Below are 14925 nucleotides of genomic sequence, written 5' to 3' on the forward strand. Positions count from 1 at the left end.
CTCGATTCTCCACTGGACGACGCTTTGACTCTTCCTCACCGCTGACGAATTTGTCAACACTATTGACTGATGATGCAGTCATAGGTGACGATAGTGTCACCAACGAGGGAGGGCTTCATGGGACACGACGTCGACGGCCACAAGGACATGCACGTGGACCAAGGCGCACTCCCCGGCGAGCACCCCGGTCGCGCGAAAGATCCGATCATCAAGGTTCGAGACATCGCCTGGCTGGAATTCCGCAAGCCGGATCTGATCAAGGCAGAGGCTTTCGCCGTTGCCTTCGGTTTCACCGTCTCGCTGCGCACGCCGGAAGAGATCCACCTACGCGGCACACAGGTCGGCGCACCGTGTGTGATCATCCGGCGGGGTAAGCGAACACGCTTCGTCGGTGCCGCTTTCGCCGCGGCCGACGACGCGGACCTCGTGACACTGGCCGACGCCACCGGGCAGCGGGTGCAGCGTCTACCCGACACACTCGGAGGCATAGCGGTCACTCTCACCGACCCTGGCGGACAGCCGGTCCAGGTGGTGTCCGGATACACCGAGCATCCCGAACTACCGGGCCAGCAAGCGCACACCTACAACTTCGGCGACCCGCGTCACCGACTGAACGCGACGCAGCGGCCACCGCGTCAGCCCGCCCGAGTCCAGCGCCTGGGACACGTGGTGCTCCAACGCACCGGCTATCTCGAGAATCTCGACTGGTACCTGCACCACCTCGGCCTGATCGTCAGCGACTTCCTCTACTACGACGGCCAGCGTGATCGTGGTCCGGTGATGAGCTTCATCCGCTGCGACCGCGGCAACACTCCGTCCGATCATCACACTCTCGCAATGACTCTCGGCCCGTCCAACCGATACGTGCATTCCGCGTACCAGGTGTCGGATCTCGACGCGATCGCCGCGGGCGGCGAGTACCTGACCCAACGCGGGTACCGACATTCGTGGGGTATCGGCAGGCATATCCAGGGCAGCCAAATATTCGACTACTGGCGTGATCCCGACGGCTTCCTGGTGGAACATTTCAGCGACGGCGACATGTTCGACAACTCCCTCGAACCCGGCTGGGCCCCGATGACGGCATCCGGCCTGGCCCAGTGGGGACCGCCTGCGTCGAAGGACTTTCTCGGAATCGCCCCCAGCAGAGCGTCATTGCACGAGCTGAAGTCGATCCTCTCCTCGCTACGCAACGACAACGAATTCGACACCGAACGCCTTCGCGGCCTGATGAAAGTGGCATCCTCATGAGCATCGCTGTACTCCGCACCGCCGACGCCTGGTGGGTCGAGACCCCCGCCGGCGCATCCCGCATCGACACCTCCGCGGTCACCACCGCCGAGCTACTCGCCGATCGGGCGGCTATCGAGTCCGCGCGCAACGCTACCGATGTCGTTGCTGTGGAGACACTGTCGTTGATCTCGCCGGTGACGGCACCCTGCCGCGTCATTGCGAACATGACCAACTACGTCTCCCACGTCAAGGACTCGGGGATGAACCCCGAGACGGTTCCGCTGACGTTTTTTCGCAAGACCTCCGGTTCCATCAGCGGACCCACCGACGACGTGATCAAGCCGCCGCACGTCAAGCTGCTCGACTACGAGATCGAGATCGGCCTGGTGTTCGGCAAGACGCTCACCGTCGGAACCAAGGTCGACGCCTCCAACGTGGCGGACTACGTCGCCGGGCTCGTGATCACCAACGACGTCTCGGCCCGCGATGTTCAGCTGCCGAAAACTCAGTTCTACGAGGGCAAGTCGTATCCCACCTTCACACCGGTCGGACCGCGCCTGGTACTTCTGGAGGCCGGTGAGTTCGACCGGTTCGGTGAACTCGCATTGACACTGCGGGTCAACGGCTCTGTGCGACAGGACAGTACGGTCGCCGATATGATCTACCGTCCGGTCGAATCGCTGAAGGCGCTGAGCAAGTTCCAGCGCCTCGACGCGGGTGATCTGCTGCTCACCGGCACTCCCGGCGGTACTGCGTTGAAGGCCCCCGCCAAGCCGATCGAAATGATCGGATCGTTGGTTCCGCCGTCGGTCAAGTGGAAGGTCTTCTTCAAGAAGCAGGCCAAGAATCCAGCGTTCCTCAAGGACGGCGACGTCCTCGAACTGACCTGCTCGACGCCCGACGGAGCCCTCGATCTGGGGGTCCAACGCACCCGGGTCTCCTACCGATGACCGGTACCGAGTCCGACGGCACGCACTTTCCGGTGGTGATCGTCGGCGCCGGTCCGACGGGGATGACCGCTGCATTGCTGCTGGGCCGTTACGGCGTGCCCTGCCTCGTGCTGGACAGGTGGGAGGACGTCTACCCTCAGCCGCGCGCCGTGCACCTCGACGACGAGGTGTACCGGATCCTCGGCGATCTGGGCCTGGCCGAGGACTTCGCCGCCATCTCCCGCCCCGGTCGAGGACTGAGGTTGTGCGACAACACTATTCGCACGCTTGCCGAGTTCGAGCGAGATCCCGACGATCGACCACACGGTTACCCACAGGCCAACATGTTCGATCAACCCGATCTCGAACGTCTGATGCGGACCCACATTGCGCGATTCGACTGCGTGGAGATGCGCGGAAACTGCGAGATCACCGACGTGCAGAACCTGAGGGACTCGGTTCGGGTCCGGTACGACTCGACCGAGGACGGAACCCCGCACTGGGTGACCGCCGACTACGTCCTCGGCTGCGACGGGGCGAACAGCATCGTGCGGGCATCCATCGGGTCGAAGATGCAGGACCTCGGGTTTGCGCAGCGATGGTTGGTGGTCGATATCGCCACCGATGCGGAGCTCGACCAGTGGGACGGCGTGCACCAAGTGTGTGACTCGGAGCGCTCGGCGACGTACATGCGCATCGGCACCAGCCGCTATCGCTGGGAGTTTCGACTACGCGACGACGAGACCATGGACGCCTACACCGACCTGGCATCGATCCGTCCCCTGATCGCGCCGTGGCTCGGAGCTGTGGACGACCCCGACATGGAGCTTATTCGCTGCGCCGAGTACACCTTTCGGGCACAGGTCGTCGACCGGTGGCGCGATCGCCGGGTCTTTCTGCTCGGCGATGCCGCACACTTGACGCCGCCCTTCATCGGGCAAGGGATGGGCGCAGGGCTGCGAGATGCGCGGAACCTGATCTGGAAACTCGTCGGCGTGCTCGACGGGCATCTCCAGGAAACCTCGCTCGACAGCTACGAGACCGAGCGAAGGACCCACGCCAAGCAGATGATCGAATTGGCAGTGGCTATCGGACGGGCCATGACCGGCGGCAGCCGGCTCACCGGCATCCTGCGCACGAACATCGCACCTGCACTCGGCTACCTGCCGTTCGTCGGTGCCAAGGTCACCGCCAGCACCACACCGGCACTCGCTCGATCGCAGTACGTTCTGCGTTCGCCCGTGCCGGTCCGCACGCTGGCCGGAAAGCTCTGTCCCAACAGCCCGTTGGACAACGGAATGCGCGTGGACCGCCTCGCACCGGGGAAGTTCATGTTCGTCTCGTCGACGCCCTTGGCCAGCGGGCACCGTCGAGAGATCGAACGTCGGGGGGCCGTCGTCGTCGAGGTGGCGGCATCGTCCGATCTGGGAGTCTGGCTGCGCAGCGGGCACGCTCTCGCCGCGATCGTGCGACCGGACCGCACGGTCATGGCGTCGGGCACCTCGGTGCCGTCGATGTACACCCAGGTGCCGACCACTGCTTATCGGACGAGCACATGCCCAGAACCCGTTGCGACGAAGCCGAGGCCCACTCGCACAGCAACCAAGAGGCGTAGATGAACACTGCAATTGTCACCGGAGCGACGTCCGGTATCGGTGAGGCCGTCACCGAGGTGCTGATCGCTCACGGCTACCACGTCATCGGAACGAGCCGCAACAGCTCGTCGGTGGTCGACCCCATACCCGGTGTCGACTATCGCGATCTGGATCTGACGGACCCGGTATCGATCCGAGCGTTCGTGGACGGCCTCGCCGACACCACGGTGGACGTGCTGATCAACAATGCAGGCGAAAGCCAGTGCGGTCCACTCGAAGAGCTGCCCATCGAGGCCATCACCCGCCTCTTCCAGCTCAACGTATTCGGAGCGATCGAGTTGACCCAGGCCGTACTGCCGGGCATGCGCGATCGTGGCAGCGGAAAGATCGTCAACATCGGGTCGATGCTCGCAAGTTTTCCGCTGGCCTACCGTTCGTCGTACGCCGCCACCAAGGCGGCCATCAAGGGGTTCGCCACGGCCGCGCGCTACGAGCTCAAGCCCTATGGAATCGACATCACCACAGTCGAACCCGGCTCCATCGCCACCGGGCTCTCGGCCCGTCGCACCAAGTACTGCGGCCCGCATTCGCCGTACCTTCGCGACTTCACCACTGTGATCTCGCAGCTGGACGCCAAAGAGGCCGAGGGGATCACGGCCGAGACCGTCGCCCTCACCGTCCTCAGAGCCGTCGAGGACAAGAAGACGCTGCCCATCTACGCGGTCGGCAGCAATGCTCCGGCGGTGTTCTTCGCCCAGCGATTGCTTCCGCGCACAGTGCTCGAACTGTTCACGGCCCGTGCCTACGGACTTCCCAGCAAGCGGCCGGTGAACTAGCGGAACAGGTTGGCGACGAACGGAATCGTGTCGGCCTGCGACTGGACGAAGGCCCCACTGTGGTCGGTGTTGTAGGCCCTGAACGTCACCGGCTGACCGTTGGCCGTCAGACGTGCGACGTAGGCCGCGGTGGTCGGAAACGGAACGTCGATGTCCTGCAGGCCGTTGCCCATGAAGAAGGGCTTGTCGAAACCGGTCTCGGGCATCGCCATGTACTCGTCGAGCACGGCAGTGAAGTTCGGCAGACCGGTCAGTGGCGCGGTGAAGAAGTCGCCGATCGTCACACCGTCGAGTTGTGCCTCGAAGTCCGATACGCACGTAGTCTCGGCCAGGTCTGCGTACTTCTTCCCGAGCGGGGTCAGGATGTCGTCCAGCCCGAGCTCGGGATGCGCGTAGCGCAGTGACGCGCCGATGTACGCGACGTAGGCGGTCAGGCCCGACGGCAGTTCCACCGGCGGAACGCCGGGTCCACCGATAGAGAGCAACTTCTCGATGTACGCGGGAGTTCCGGTACCGACCGCCCCGCGGTAGTGGAGATCGGGGCCGCCGAATTCGGTCGCGTATCGAGCGGTGTAGATCGCTGCGCCACCGCCCTGCGATTGGCCGACGGCCACCCAGGATCGTGAGAGGTCCTCGCTATGGTTGCGGCCCGCCTTGACCATGTCGACCACGTTGTGAGCCGTGGTTCGACCGTCGAGATAGGTCGGCAATCCGGGCGTTCCGAGGCCGGCATAGTCACTGGCGACGATGGCGTAGCCCTGCGCGAGCCAGTTCGCCAGGTACGGCAGATCCCGCTCGGCGTAGGACGGACCGATCAGCGACGGCGCACACGCGTCGCCGAGCCCGGAGGTGCCGTGGGCCCACGAGATCACCGGCCAGCCACCCTCCGGCGCAGTGCCCGGCGGAAGGAAGACGGTGCCGGTGCTCAGCGCCTTCTCCCCGAAGGTGTCGGTGGTGACGTAGGTGAGCACCTCGGCCGAGGCCGCGCCGGGAATCCAGAGATCGCGATCGAGATCGCGCGTCGAGACGACGTCGCCGATCTCCTGAGTGATCGCGGGTGCAGCGGAAGCAGGTACGGCCAGCAGCGCCGTCATCATGCTCGACGCGACAGCCGCGGTCACTGCGAGGGCACCGATCCGACGCCGAGAGGTCACTGGGTCTCCATTTCGTTCGAGTGTGCGAAGCCACCGCGTTCGTCGATGCGCGCCACCTTGTAATACACGATCGCTCCGATCCATACGACGAAGAACGTGCCGACGACGAGTTGGCCGGCCAGATTGAGATCGATGACGGCCAACGCGTCCCACAGTCCGCCGGTCAGCTCGAACTGCTCGGCGAGCAGGGTCAGCAGCTGCACCGTGCCGATCACCAGTGCCACGAAGACGGACAGTCCCGTCATCGTCATGTTGTAGTAGATCTTGCGCACCGGCGTCACGAATGCCCAGCCGTAGGCCTTGGACATGAAGATGCCGTCGATGGTGTCCATGGTGGTCATGCCCGCGGCGAACAGAACCGGGAGCGCGATGATCGCCATCGGCGGGAGTCCCCCGGCCATAGCCGTCGTGCCTGCGATCGCGAGCAGACCGACCTGAGTGGCGGTATCGAAGCCGAGACCGAACAGCAGACCCAGCGGGTACATCTGCCACGAGTGGTTGATCAGCTTGTCGTAGCGGCCCCGGAACAGTCGATTCATGAGCCCGCGCTTGGCCAGCAACTCGTCGAGACCGGCTTCGGTGTACTCACCTCGCTTCGCGCGTCGCCAGACTCCGACGATTCCCGCGAGCACTGCGATGTTCAACGCCGCGATGAGATACAGGAACGTTCCGGACACCAGCGTGCCGATGATGCCACCGACTCCGGCGAACGCGTCCTGAAACGCCGTCGCCTGCGACGCGACGAAGGCGATGGCGGCCACGAAGACGAACACGACCGTCGAATGACCCAGCGAGAAGAAGAGCCCGACGGCCAACGGCCGCTTGCCCTTCTGCAGCAGAAAGCGGGTGGTGTCGTCGATGGCTGCGATGTGATCGGCGTCGAATGCGTGCCGGAGTCCGAGGGTGTATGCCAACACGCCTGCGCCGGCGTAGACGAGCGTGCCGTCGGCTCCGGTGAGGTTGTGGATGCTCGGAATGGAGTTGTAATGCGTGAACAGCCCCCACCCGATCACGTGCAGAGCGACGACGAAGCCGGCCATGGCCAACAGCCGAGGGATCTCGTCGAGAGTGAATCGACTCTGCCGTCGTCCGAGCTCGACGCGCGAGAGTTGGGTCGTCATTCAGACATTGTGGCCGACATCGAGGATTTGCTCTTCCTATGGAGCGCAGGTGCGCTGAGTGTCCACTATTTGTGTCCGCAGGCGGGATCGCGATCGGTGAAGCGAATTGTGGACACTCAGGTCAGTGCGACACGCCCAAGGCCCCCAGCGCCATCGCTCGCAGCACCGGCCTGGCACTACGAGATGGAGTACGCCCCGCACTGTAGGGCGTCGAGTTGATCAGACCGAAGACCGCGTGCGCTGTGGTCCGAGCATCGGCCTCGTTCAACTCCGGGTCGACGGCACAGAGCACCGCGACCCACAGTTCCACGTACTCACGCTGCATTCGGCGCACCTTGCGTCGGGCTCCCTCGGGGAGGCTCTGCAGGTCGCGATCCTGGATGCGAATGAATGCCGGTGTCTCGAAGGCGAAGTCGAGATGGAAATCGACCAGGGCCTGCACCGTGTCCGCATCGACGTCACGGGATCCGATCACGTCGCGACCGCCGCCGAGCAGATACTCCGAGATCCCGACCATCAGCTCGACGAGTACGGCCTCCTTGTTCGGAAAGTGGCGATAGACGGCCGGTCCGCTGATTCCGACTGCCGCGCCCAGATCCTCGAGCCGCACCGAGGTGAACCCGCGCTCGGCGAACAGCGATGCTGCGGCGTCGAGCAACTGCTGTCGCCGCTCGGCCTTGCGCTGCTCGCGCACCGTCGTCGGCCTTGCCTCCAGCTCCTGCACGGGCTCCCCCTCGACTCTGGACTCTCAGTTAATCGTAGTTTACTATGATGTCAGTTATCAACCATTAACTGAACTCCTGTGACACCGGCGTCCAACCCCTAAGGCGTGCACCTCATGGCAATCGATATTGCTGCCAACCGGGCAGATCACGAGCTCCTCACCAACGAGCTGGCAGAACGGCTCGCCGCGGCGGCGCTCGGCGGCAGCGAGAAGTCTCGGGAACGGCACATCGCCCGCGGCAAGCTGCTCCCCCGCGACCGCGTCGACGAGTTGCTCGATGCCGGCAGCCCGTTTCTAGAGATCGCACCGTTGGCCGCCAACGGTCTCTACGACGACGAGTGCCCCGGTGCAGGAGTGATCGCCGGCATCGGACGTGTCTCCGGACGCGAGTGCGTGATCATCGCCAACGACGCCACCGTCAAGGGCGGCACGTACTACCCGATGACGGTGAAGAAGCATCTGCGCGCGCAGGAGATCGCACTGCAGAACACGCTGCCGTGCATCTACCTCGTCGACTCGGGCGGCGCGTTCCTCCCGCGTCAGGACGAGGTCTTTCCCGACCGCGACCACTTCGGCCGCATCTTCTTCAACCAGGCCACCATGAGCGCCAAGGGAATTGCGCAGATCGCGGCCGTCATGGGCTCCTGCACCGCGGGCGGTGCCTACGTACCTGCGATGAGCGACGAGGCGATCATCGTCAAGAACCAGGGCACCATCTTCCTCGGCGGCCCGCCACTGGTGAAGGCCGCGACCGGCGAGGTCGTCACGGCCGAAGAACTCGGCGGTGGTGATCTGCACTCGAAGATCTCCGGTGTCACCGACCATCTCGCCGACGATGATCGAGACGCATTGCGACGGGTGCGCCGCATCGTCTCCACCCTCGGGCCCCGCACCACGCGGCCGTGGGACGTCGTCACCACCCGTGCGCCCATCGCCGATCAGAGCGAAATCTACGACGTCGTCCCCACCGATCCCCGCACCCCGTACGACGTGCGTGAGGTGATCACCCGCGTCGTCGATGCAGGCGAATTCGACGAGTTCAAGGCCGAATACGGCAAGACGCTCGTCACCGGATTCGCCCACCTCCACGGTCATCCCGTCGGAATCATCGCCAACAACGGCGTCCTGTTCGCCGAATCGGCCATGAAGGGCGCACATTTCATCGAACTGTGCGACAAGCGCAGCATCCCGCTCGTCTTCCTGCAGAACATCACCGGCTTCATGGTCGGCCGCGACTACGAGGCAGGCGGCATCGCCAAACACGGAGCGAAGATGGTCACCGCGGTCGCCTGTGCCCGGGTCCCCAAGATCACCGTCGTCATCGGCGGCTCGTACGGTGCGGGCAACTACTCGATGTGCGGCCGCGCATACTCTCCGCGCTTCCTGTTCATGTGGCCCAACGCGCGTATCTCGGTGATGGGCGGAGAGCAAGCGGCGTCCGTGCTCGCCACGGTGCGCAGCGAACAACTCGACGCGGCGGGAAAGCCGTGGAGCGAGGACGACCAGGAATCGTTCAAGGCTCCGATTCGTGATCAGTACGAAAGCCAGGGCAACCCCTACTATTCGACGGCCCGCCTGTGGGACGACGGCATCATCGATCCGGCCGACACCAGACAGGTTCTCGGACTGGCCCTCTCGGCGTGCGCAAACGCGCCGCTCGAGCCGGTCTCCTACGGCGTTTTCAGGATGTGACGACAGATGACCACGATAGACACCATTCTGATCGCCAACCGCGGCGAAATCGCCGTACGGGTGGCACGAACACTGCGCCGCATGGGAATTCGTAGCGTCGCCGTCTACAGCGATGCCGACGCCGATGCCCGCCACGTCCGTGAGGCCGACACGGCCGTGCGGCTCGGACCGGCCAGCGCTCGCGAGAGCTATCTCGACATCGGCAAGGTGATCGCGGCGGCGAAAGCCACAGGAGCACAGGGCATTCACCCCGGCTACGGATTTCTTTCCGAGAACTCCGAGTTCGCCTCCGCCTGCGCCGAAGCCGGAATCGCCTTTCTGGGGCCTCCCGCGAAAGCGATCGAAGTGATGGGCGACAAGATCACGGCGAAGGCCGCAGTCAGCGCATTCGGTGTGCCCGTAGTCCCGGGAATCTCTCGCCCGGGCCTCACCGACGCCGATCTCATCGCCGGCGCGCCGGACGTCGGTTTCCCGGTGCTCGTCAAGCCCTCCGCCGGTGGCGGCGGAAAAGGTATGCGGCTCATCGAGCGCGCCGAGGATCTCCCCGCCGCGTTGACCAGCGCACGACGCGAGGCCGCCTCGTCGTTCGGCGACGACACCCTCTTCCTGGAGCGATTCGTGTTGCGGCCCCGGCACATCGAAGTACAGATCCTCGCCGACGGCCACGGCAACGTCATCCATCTCGGCGAACGCGAATGCAGCCTGCAGCGACGCCATCAGAAGGTCATCGAAGAAGCACCGTCACCGCTGCTCGACGAACAGACCCGGGCGCGCATCGGCGAGGCCGCCTGCAACACCGCCCGCAGCGTGGACTACTCCGGTGCCGGCACAGTCGAATTCATCGTCTCGGCCGACAACCCGGACGAGTTCTTCTTCATGGAGATGAACACCCGGCTGCAGGTCGAGCATCCGGTCACCGAGATGGTCACCGGCCTCGACCTCGTCGAGTGGCAGGTTCGGGTGGCATCGGGCGAGCCTCTGACTCTCGAGCAGGACGACATCACGCTCACCGGGCATGCGATCGAAGCGCGCGTCTACGCCGAGGATCCCGGCCGCGGATTCCTCCCCACCGGCGGCACCGTCGTCGGATTGCGTGAACCCACCGGCTCGGGGATCCGCGTCGACTCCGGACTTGCCGTGGGAACCGAGGTGGGCAGCAACTACGATCCCATGCTCTCGAAGGTCATCGCGCACGGACCCGATCGCGCGACCGCACTGCGCAGCCTCGATCGGGCGTTGGCCGACACCGCGGTACTCGGAGTCGTCACCAACATCGAGTTCGCACGGTTCCTGCTCGCCGATAACGACGTTCGCGACGGCAATCTCGACACCGGCCTGCTCGACCGTCGCGTCGAGCATTTCGCAGCCGCCGAGGCGACCGACGAAGCATTGATCGCCGCCACCGCGGTGGAGTGGCTCGACACGTGGCAGTCGGCGGGCCAGGACATCTGGGCAACTCCATCGGGGTGGCGAGTCGGAACGCATGCTCCGTTCCACCGTCGACTCGCGTCGGGAGGCCGGACGGCGCACGTGTCCATCACGGGACCCCTCGGTGCGGCGACAGTCGTCGTCGACGACGGATCGCCGCGCACCCTCCGCGCAACGGGCACCGAAGATTCCGTGAATATCGTCGTCGACGGCCTACGCGAATCGATGACCTTCGCCCGAATCGGCTCGGCTACCTGGATTTCCAGCTCCCGCGGCACCTGGCGAATCGATCGGATTGCCGAGGCGAGCGTCCGCGCAGACGATGCCCACTCCGGTGACGCCGAGATCCTCTCGCCGATGCCGGGTTCGATCATCGCGATCGGAACCGACTCCGGTAGCGCCGTCACCGCAGGCACGGCCATCGTCGTCGTCGAGGCGATGAAGATGGAACACACCCTGACCACCCCGATCGACGGCACGGTCGAACTCACTGTCGCAGTGGGGGATCAGGTCCGCGTCGACCAGATCCTCGCCCGAATCGTTCCCACCCACACCGAAGAGGACCAGCCATGACCGATCACCTGTCGTCGTCGAATCTGCCCGACGAGTACCAACAACTGGTCAAATCCGTTGCCGACTTCACTCGCACGGTCGTGGCACCGGTCTCGGCGAAACACGATGCCGAGCACTCGTTTCCGTACGAGGTCGTCGCCGGGATGGCCGAGATGGGCCTGTTCGGTCTGCCGTTCCCCGAGGAGTGCGGCGGTATGGGCGGCGACTACTTCGCCCTGTGCCTGGCACTCGAGGAGCTCGGCAAGGTCGATCAGAGCGTCGCCATGACGCTCGAAGCCGGCGTCTCGCTCGGTGCCATGCCGGTGTACCGCTTCGGCAACGACGCACAGAAGCAGCAGTGGCTGCCCAAGCTCACCGCAGGCAAGGCCCTGGCCGCGTTCGGTCTGACCGAGCCCGGCGCCGGCAGCGACGCCGGCGGTACCAAGACCACCGCCAAGCGCGACGGTGGTGACTGGATCATCAACGGCAGCAAGCAGTTCATCACCAACTCCGGCACCGACATCACCGAGCTGGTCACCGTCACCGCGGTGACCGGGGTCGACGAGGCGACCGGACGCAAGCAGATCTCCTCGATCCTCGTCCCCACCGACACTCCCGGCTTCGTCGCCGAAGCGGCCTACAACAAGGTCGGCTGGAACGCGTCGGACACGCACCCGCTCAGCTTCACCGATGTACGCGTGCCACAGGAGAATCTGCTCGGGCAGGAAGGCCGTGGATACGCGAACTTCCTGCACATCCTCGACGAGGGACGGATCGCCATCGCCGCGGTGTCGGTCGGTGCCGCGCAGGGTTGCGTGGACGAGAGCGTGAAGTACGCCAAGGAGCGTGAGGCCTTCGGTGCCCCGATCGCGCGCAACCAAGCGATCTCGTTCAAGATCGCTCGCATGGAGGCCCGCGCCCACACCGCGCGAACCGCGTACTACGACGCAGCGGCATTGATGTTGGCGGGCAAGCCGTTCAAGAAGGCCGCGTCCATCGCCAAGCTCGTCGCCTCCGAGGCGGCCATGGACAACGCGCGCGACGCCACGCAGATCCACGGCGGCTACGGCTTCATGAACGAGTACGTGGTCGCTCGCCACTACCGCGACAGCAAGATCCTCGAAATCGGTGAGGGCACAACCGAGGTGCAGCTGATGCTCATCGCCCGGAGCCTGGGACTGTGAGCGACAAGCGCATTCGCCAGCGCGGCCTGTGGTTCGAGGAGATGGAACTCGGCACCGTCTACGAGCACCGACCCGGCCGCACCATCACCGAGGCCGACAACACGTTGTTCACCACACAGACGATGAACACCCAGGCCCTGCACCTCGACGCGGCCTACAGTGAGACGACAGCGTTCGGCCAGCGACTGGTGAACTCGATGTTCACCGTCTCGACCCTCGTCGGACTGTCGGTGACGCAGTTGACCCAGGGCACCATCGTCGCGAACCTCGGCTTCTCCGAGGTCTCGTTTCCCAAGCCGCTGTTCCACGGCGACACCCTGTACGCCGAAACCGTGATCTCGGACAAGCGCGAATCGAAGTCTCGACCCGGCGAGGGGATCGTGACATTCACCCATACCGGCCGAAACCAACACGGAGACGTCGTCGCGATCGCGGTTCGCAAGACGCTCGTTCGGATGCGCCCGGAGGGTTCTGCATGAGTTGGCTGCCCCCTGGTCCGGCATGGCTGTTCTGCCCGGCGGACCGGCCCGAGCGATACGAGAAGGCAGTAGCCCGAGCCGATGTGGTCATTCTCGATCTCGAGGATGCCGTCGGTGCCGAAGACAAAGCCGACGCCCGCGAGTCCGTCGTGTCGACACCGCTGGACCCGTCGCGCACCATCGTTCGAGTCAACGCGCACGGCACCGAAGATCAGGCTGCGGACCTCGCGGCATTGCAGCAGACCGAGTACACAACCGTGATGCTGCCCAAATGTGAATCGGCCGAACAGATCGCGGCTCTGGCTCCACTCAATGTCGTCGCGCTGATCGAGTCCCCGCTCGGTGCGATGACGGTGTTCGACGCCCTCGCCGCCGACAACGCCATCGGTGCCATGTGGGGTGCAGAGGATCTGGTCGCAGCCATGGGTGGCAATTCGAGCAGGTACTCGGGCGGCCAGTACCGCGATGTGGCACAACATGTTCGGTCGCAGACGCTGCTCGCAGCCAAGGCCAGGGGGCTGTTCGCATTGGACTCGGTGTTCCTCGACATCCCCGATCTCGACGGTGTCCGCGTCGAAGCCGAGGACGCGGTAGCCGTCGGCTTCGACGGCAAGGTGGCCATTCACCCGAGCCACATCCCCGTCATTCGCGAGGCCTACGCGCCGACCCCCGAGGCGATCGAGTGGGCCACCGCAGTGCTCGACGCTGTTGCACGCAACCGCGGGGTCTTCACCTTCCGCGGTCAGATGGTCGACGCTCCCGTTCTCGCGCATGCTCGACGCATCATCGCAAGATGGCCGTCGTAGACCGGCGCGAATCACTGCACTTCGTCGACGACCGTCCGGGTCGCGTCGGCAACGAGGGAATTCATAGCGGGTGAATCCTCGACGCCAGAGGTCGTCGCGCTGAGAACGACCAGCAGGATCTTCTGCCCGTCCGGTCCGAGTAGCAGTCCGGCATCGTTGGAGACGCCATAGCTACCGGTGCCGGTCTTGTCTGCCGAGGTCCACTGTTCGGGGATTCCGGCGCGGAACCGGGCCTCGGAAGTCCGGGTGTCGGCCATCCACGCCAGCAACTGATCGCGCGAGGCCGGCGTCAGTACGTCGCCGTCGAGCAGAGTTCGGTAGCCGGCGGCCATCGAGTTCGGTGTCGTGGTGTCCCGTGGGTCGCCCGGAATGGCGGTGTTGAGTTCCGGCTCGACGCGATCGAGCCGGAATTCGGTGTCGCCCAGCGACCTCGCGAACTCGGTGAGAGCCGCTGTTCCGCCGGCCTCGCGGATCAGAAGATTGCCGGAGGTGTTGTCGCTCTCGGTCAATGCGGCCGCCGCCAGATCTGCGATCGTGACCACGGAGCCTGGTTCCCAATCGACTGCGGACTCGGGCACCTTGTCTTCTGCGGTGATCGTTCTGGTGTCGGTCAACTGCAGGTCTCCGGCATCCACAGCTGCTAGAACTGCGCCGACGGCATGCACCTTGAACGTAGAGCAGAACGCGAACCGTTCGTCGCCGCGATACGTTTCGGTCGCACCGGAGACGAGATCGATGGCACTGACGCCGAGACGGGCGGTCTGTCTTGCCTCGAGTTCGAGATAGTTCTGGTCGGCCGAAGCTTGCTCGGTGCCGGACTGGGACGTGCTCGTGTCGGGTCGTGGTGGTTCGGTGACGGTCGTCGAGGAACAGGCAACGCCAGCGGTCAGAGTCGCCATCGCGATCAGGGTGATCAGTCGGGTGGATGTCGAAATTCGCATGGGGTCAGCCGACCACAGAACCTTCGATAGGCAGCTACCGGGCCAGCGCGTGCGAGTCACGGCTGAACGGCTCAGGATTGTCTGGTCCCTTCCCAAACGACAGCCCCTCGTCGCCGGCATCGGCGAGCCGGCCCAAGACTGAACTCACAGGGCACATCTCCACTCGCAATGGACTGTTGGATGTACACCGAAGCGACAGTGTTGCGCCGGGAGATCTGCCTACGGGGACTCTCGGGCCTGATTCGAGTCAC

13 protein-coding genes are annotated in these 14925 nt (G+C 64.7%); 9 read left to right on the forward strand and 4 right to left on the reverse strand.

Annotated features, from left to right (window positions below; genetic code table 11):
* Window positions 1-117 precede the first annotated feature (117 nt).
* Genes MTX35_RS07660 through MTX35_RS07675 form a run of 4 tightly spaced genes read left to right on the forward strand, consistent with a single transcriptional unit; the run spans window position 118 to window position 4593 of the window.
* Entirely contained in the window at window positions 118-1251 is a 1134-nt protein-coding gene (locus tag MTX35_RS07660) for a VOC family protein (RefSeq protein WP_243594393.1), read from the forward strand.
* Window positions 1248-2183, forward strand: a complete 936-nt coding sequence (locus MTX35_RS07665) for a fumarylacetoacetate hydrolase family protein (RefSeq protein WP_243594394.1) — start codon at window positions 1248-1250, stop codon at window positions 2181-2183. Before MTX35_RS07660 ends, MTX35_RS07665 begins: the two co-directional genes overlap by 4 nt.
* Window positions 2180-3781 carry a bifunctional 3-(3-hydroxy-phenyl)propionate/3-hydroxycinnamic acid hydroxylase gene (locus MTX35_RS07670; protein WP_243594395.1) on the forward strand — a complete coding sequence of 534 codons (1602 nt, stop codon included), beginning with the start codon at window positions 2180-2182 and terminating at the stop codon, window positions 3779-3781. The genes MTX35_RS07665 and MTX35_RS07670 overlap by 4 nt, the downstream gene beginning before the upstream one ends.
* Window positions 3778-4593 (forward strand): SDR family oxidoreductase, encoded by an 816-nt coding sequence (locus MTX35_RS07675; protein WP_243594396.1) that lies wholly within the window; start codon window positions 3778-3780, stop codon window positions 4591-4593. The genes MTX35_RS07670 and MTX35_RS07675 overlap by 4 nt, the downstream gene beginning before the upstream one ends.
* Here MTX35_RS07675 and MTX35_RS07680 read toward each other — a convergent pair.
* The 3 genes from MTX35_RS07680 to MTX35_RS07690 all read right to left on the reverse strand — a co-directional run bounded on the left by MTX35_RS07680 (window position 4590) and on the right by MTX35_RS07690 (window position 7592).
* Window positions 4590-5690: a lipase family protein gene (locus tag MTX35_RS07680; protein ID WP_243594448.1), complete on the reverse strand. Its 1101-nt coding sequence runs from the start codon at window positions 5688-5690 to the stop codon at window positions 4590-4592. The two genes, MTX35_RS07675 and MTX35_RS07680, sit on opposite strands and share 4 nt — an antisense overlap.
* 53 nt (window positions 5691-5743) lie before the next feature.
* Entirely contained in the window at window positions 5744-6868 is a 1125-nt protein-coding gene (locus tag MTX35_RS07685) for a HoxN/HupN/NixA family nickel/cobalt transporter (protein WP_243594397.1), read from the reverse strand.
* A 121-nt stretch (window positions 6869-6989) separates the two neighbouring features.
* Window positions 6990-7592, reverse strand: coding sequence for a TetR/AcrR family transcriptional regulator (locus MTX35_RS07690; RefSeq protein ID WP_308198110.1), 603 nt, complete (start codon window positions 7590-7592; stop codon window positions 6990-6992).
* 114 nt (window positions 7593-7706) lie between these two features.
* On the opposite strand from MTX35_RS07690, the gene MTX35_RS07695 reads away from it, so the two are divergent.
* The 5 genes from MTX35_RS07695 to MTX35_RS07715 are packed head-to-tail and all read left to right on the forward strand — an operon-like array spanning window position 7707 to window position 13733.
* Entirely contained in the window at window positions 7707-9284 is a 1578-nt protein-coding gene (locus tag MTX35_RS07695; RefSeq protein WP_243594398.1) for a carboxyl transferase domain-containing protein, read from the forward strand.
* A 6-nt stretch (window positions 9285-9290) separates the two neighbouring features.
* Window positions 9291-11285: an acetyl/propionyl/methylcrotonyl-CoA carboxylase subunit alpha gene (locus MTX35_RS07700; protein WP_243594399.1), complete on the forward strand. Its 1995-nt coding sequence runs from the start codon at window positions 9291-9293 to the stop codon at window positions 11283-11285.
* Window positions 11282-12448, forward strand: a complete 1167-nt coding sequence (locus tag MTX35_RS07705) for an acyl-CoA dehydrogenase family protein (RefSeq protein WP_243594400.1) — start codon at window positions 11282-11284, stop codon at window positions 12446-12448. Before MTX35_RS07700 ends, MTX35_RS07705 begins: the two co-directional genes overlap by 4 nt.
* Window positions 12445-12927, forward strand: a complete 483-nt coding sequence (locus MTX35_RS07710; RefSeq protein WP_374230252.1) for a MaoC family dehydratase — start codon at window positions 12445-12447, stop codon at window positions 12925-12927. Before MTX35_RS07705 ends, MTX35_RS07710 begins: the two co-directional genes overlap by 4 nt.
* A complete protein-coding gene (locus MTX35_RS07715) occupies window positions 12924-13733 on the forward strand; it encodes a CoA ester lyase (protein ID WP_243594401.1) in 810 nt (269 codons plus the stop codon). Before MTX35_RS07710 ends, MTX35_RS07715 begins: the two co-directional genes overlap by 4 nt.
* 11 nt (window positions 13734-13744) lie before the next feature.
* Here MTX35_RS07715 and bla read toward each other — a convergent pair whose 3' ends face one another.
* A complete protein-coding gene (gene bla / locus MTX35_RS07720) occupies window positions 13745-14674 on the reverse strand; it encodes a class A beta-lactamase (RefSeq protein ID WP_243594402.1) in 930 nt (309 codons plus the stop codon).
* Window positions 14675-14925: the final 251 nt, after the last annotated feature.

The sequence above is a fragment of the Rhodococcus sp. ARC_M12 genome (assembly GCF_022810385.1).
Taxonomy (GTDB): domain Bacteria; phylum Actinomycetota; class Actinomycetes; order Mycobacteriales; family Mycobacteriaceae; genus Rhodococcoides; species Rhodococcoides navarretei.

Bases quoted from the DNA above. Each gene is read 5' to 3' on its own strand.
- MTX35_RS07660 (WP_243594393.1), top strand. From the start codon at position 118: ATGGGACACGACGTCGACGGCCACAAGGACATGCACGTGGACCAAGGC.
- MTX35_RS07665 (WP_243594394.1), top strand. From the start codon at position 1,248: ATGAGCATCGCTGTACTCCGCACCGCCGACGCCTGGTGGGTCGAGACC.
- MTX35_RS07670 (WP_243594395.1), top strand. From the start codon at position 2,180: ATGACCGGTACCGAGTCCGACGGCACGCACTTTCCGGTGGTGATCGTC.
- MTX35_RS07675 (WP_243594396.1), top strand. From the start codon at position 3,778: ATGAACACTGCAATTGTCACCGGAGCGACGTCCGGTATCGGTGAGGCC.
- MTX35_RS07680 (WP_243594448.1), bottom strand. From the start codon at position 5,690: ATGATGACGGCGCTGCTGGCCGTACCTGCTTCCGCTGCACCCGCGATC.
- MTX35_RS07685 (WP_243594397.1), bottom strand. From the start codon at position 6,868: ATGACGACCCAACTCTCGCGCGTCGAGCTCGGACGACGGCAGAGTCGA.
- MTX35_RS07695 (WP_243594398.1), top strand. From the start codon at position 7,707: ATGGCAATCGATATTGCTGCCAACCGGGCAGATCACGAGCTCCTCACC.
- MTX35_RS07700 (WP_243594399.1), top strand. From the start codon at position 9,291: ATGACCACGATAGACACCATTCTGATCGCCAACCGCGGCGAAATCGCC.
- MTX35_RS07705 (WP_243594400.1), top strand. From the start codon at position 11,282: ATGACCGATCACCTGTCGTCGTCGAATCTGCCCGACGAGTACCAACAA.
- MTX35_RS07715 (WP_243594401.1), top strand. From the start codon at position 12,924: ATGAGTTGGCTGCCCCCTGGTCCGGCATGGCTGTTCTGCCCGGCGGAC.
- bla (WP_243594402.1), bottom strand. From the start codon at position 14,674: ATGCGAATTTCGACATCCACCCGACTGATCACCCTGATCGCGATGGCG.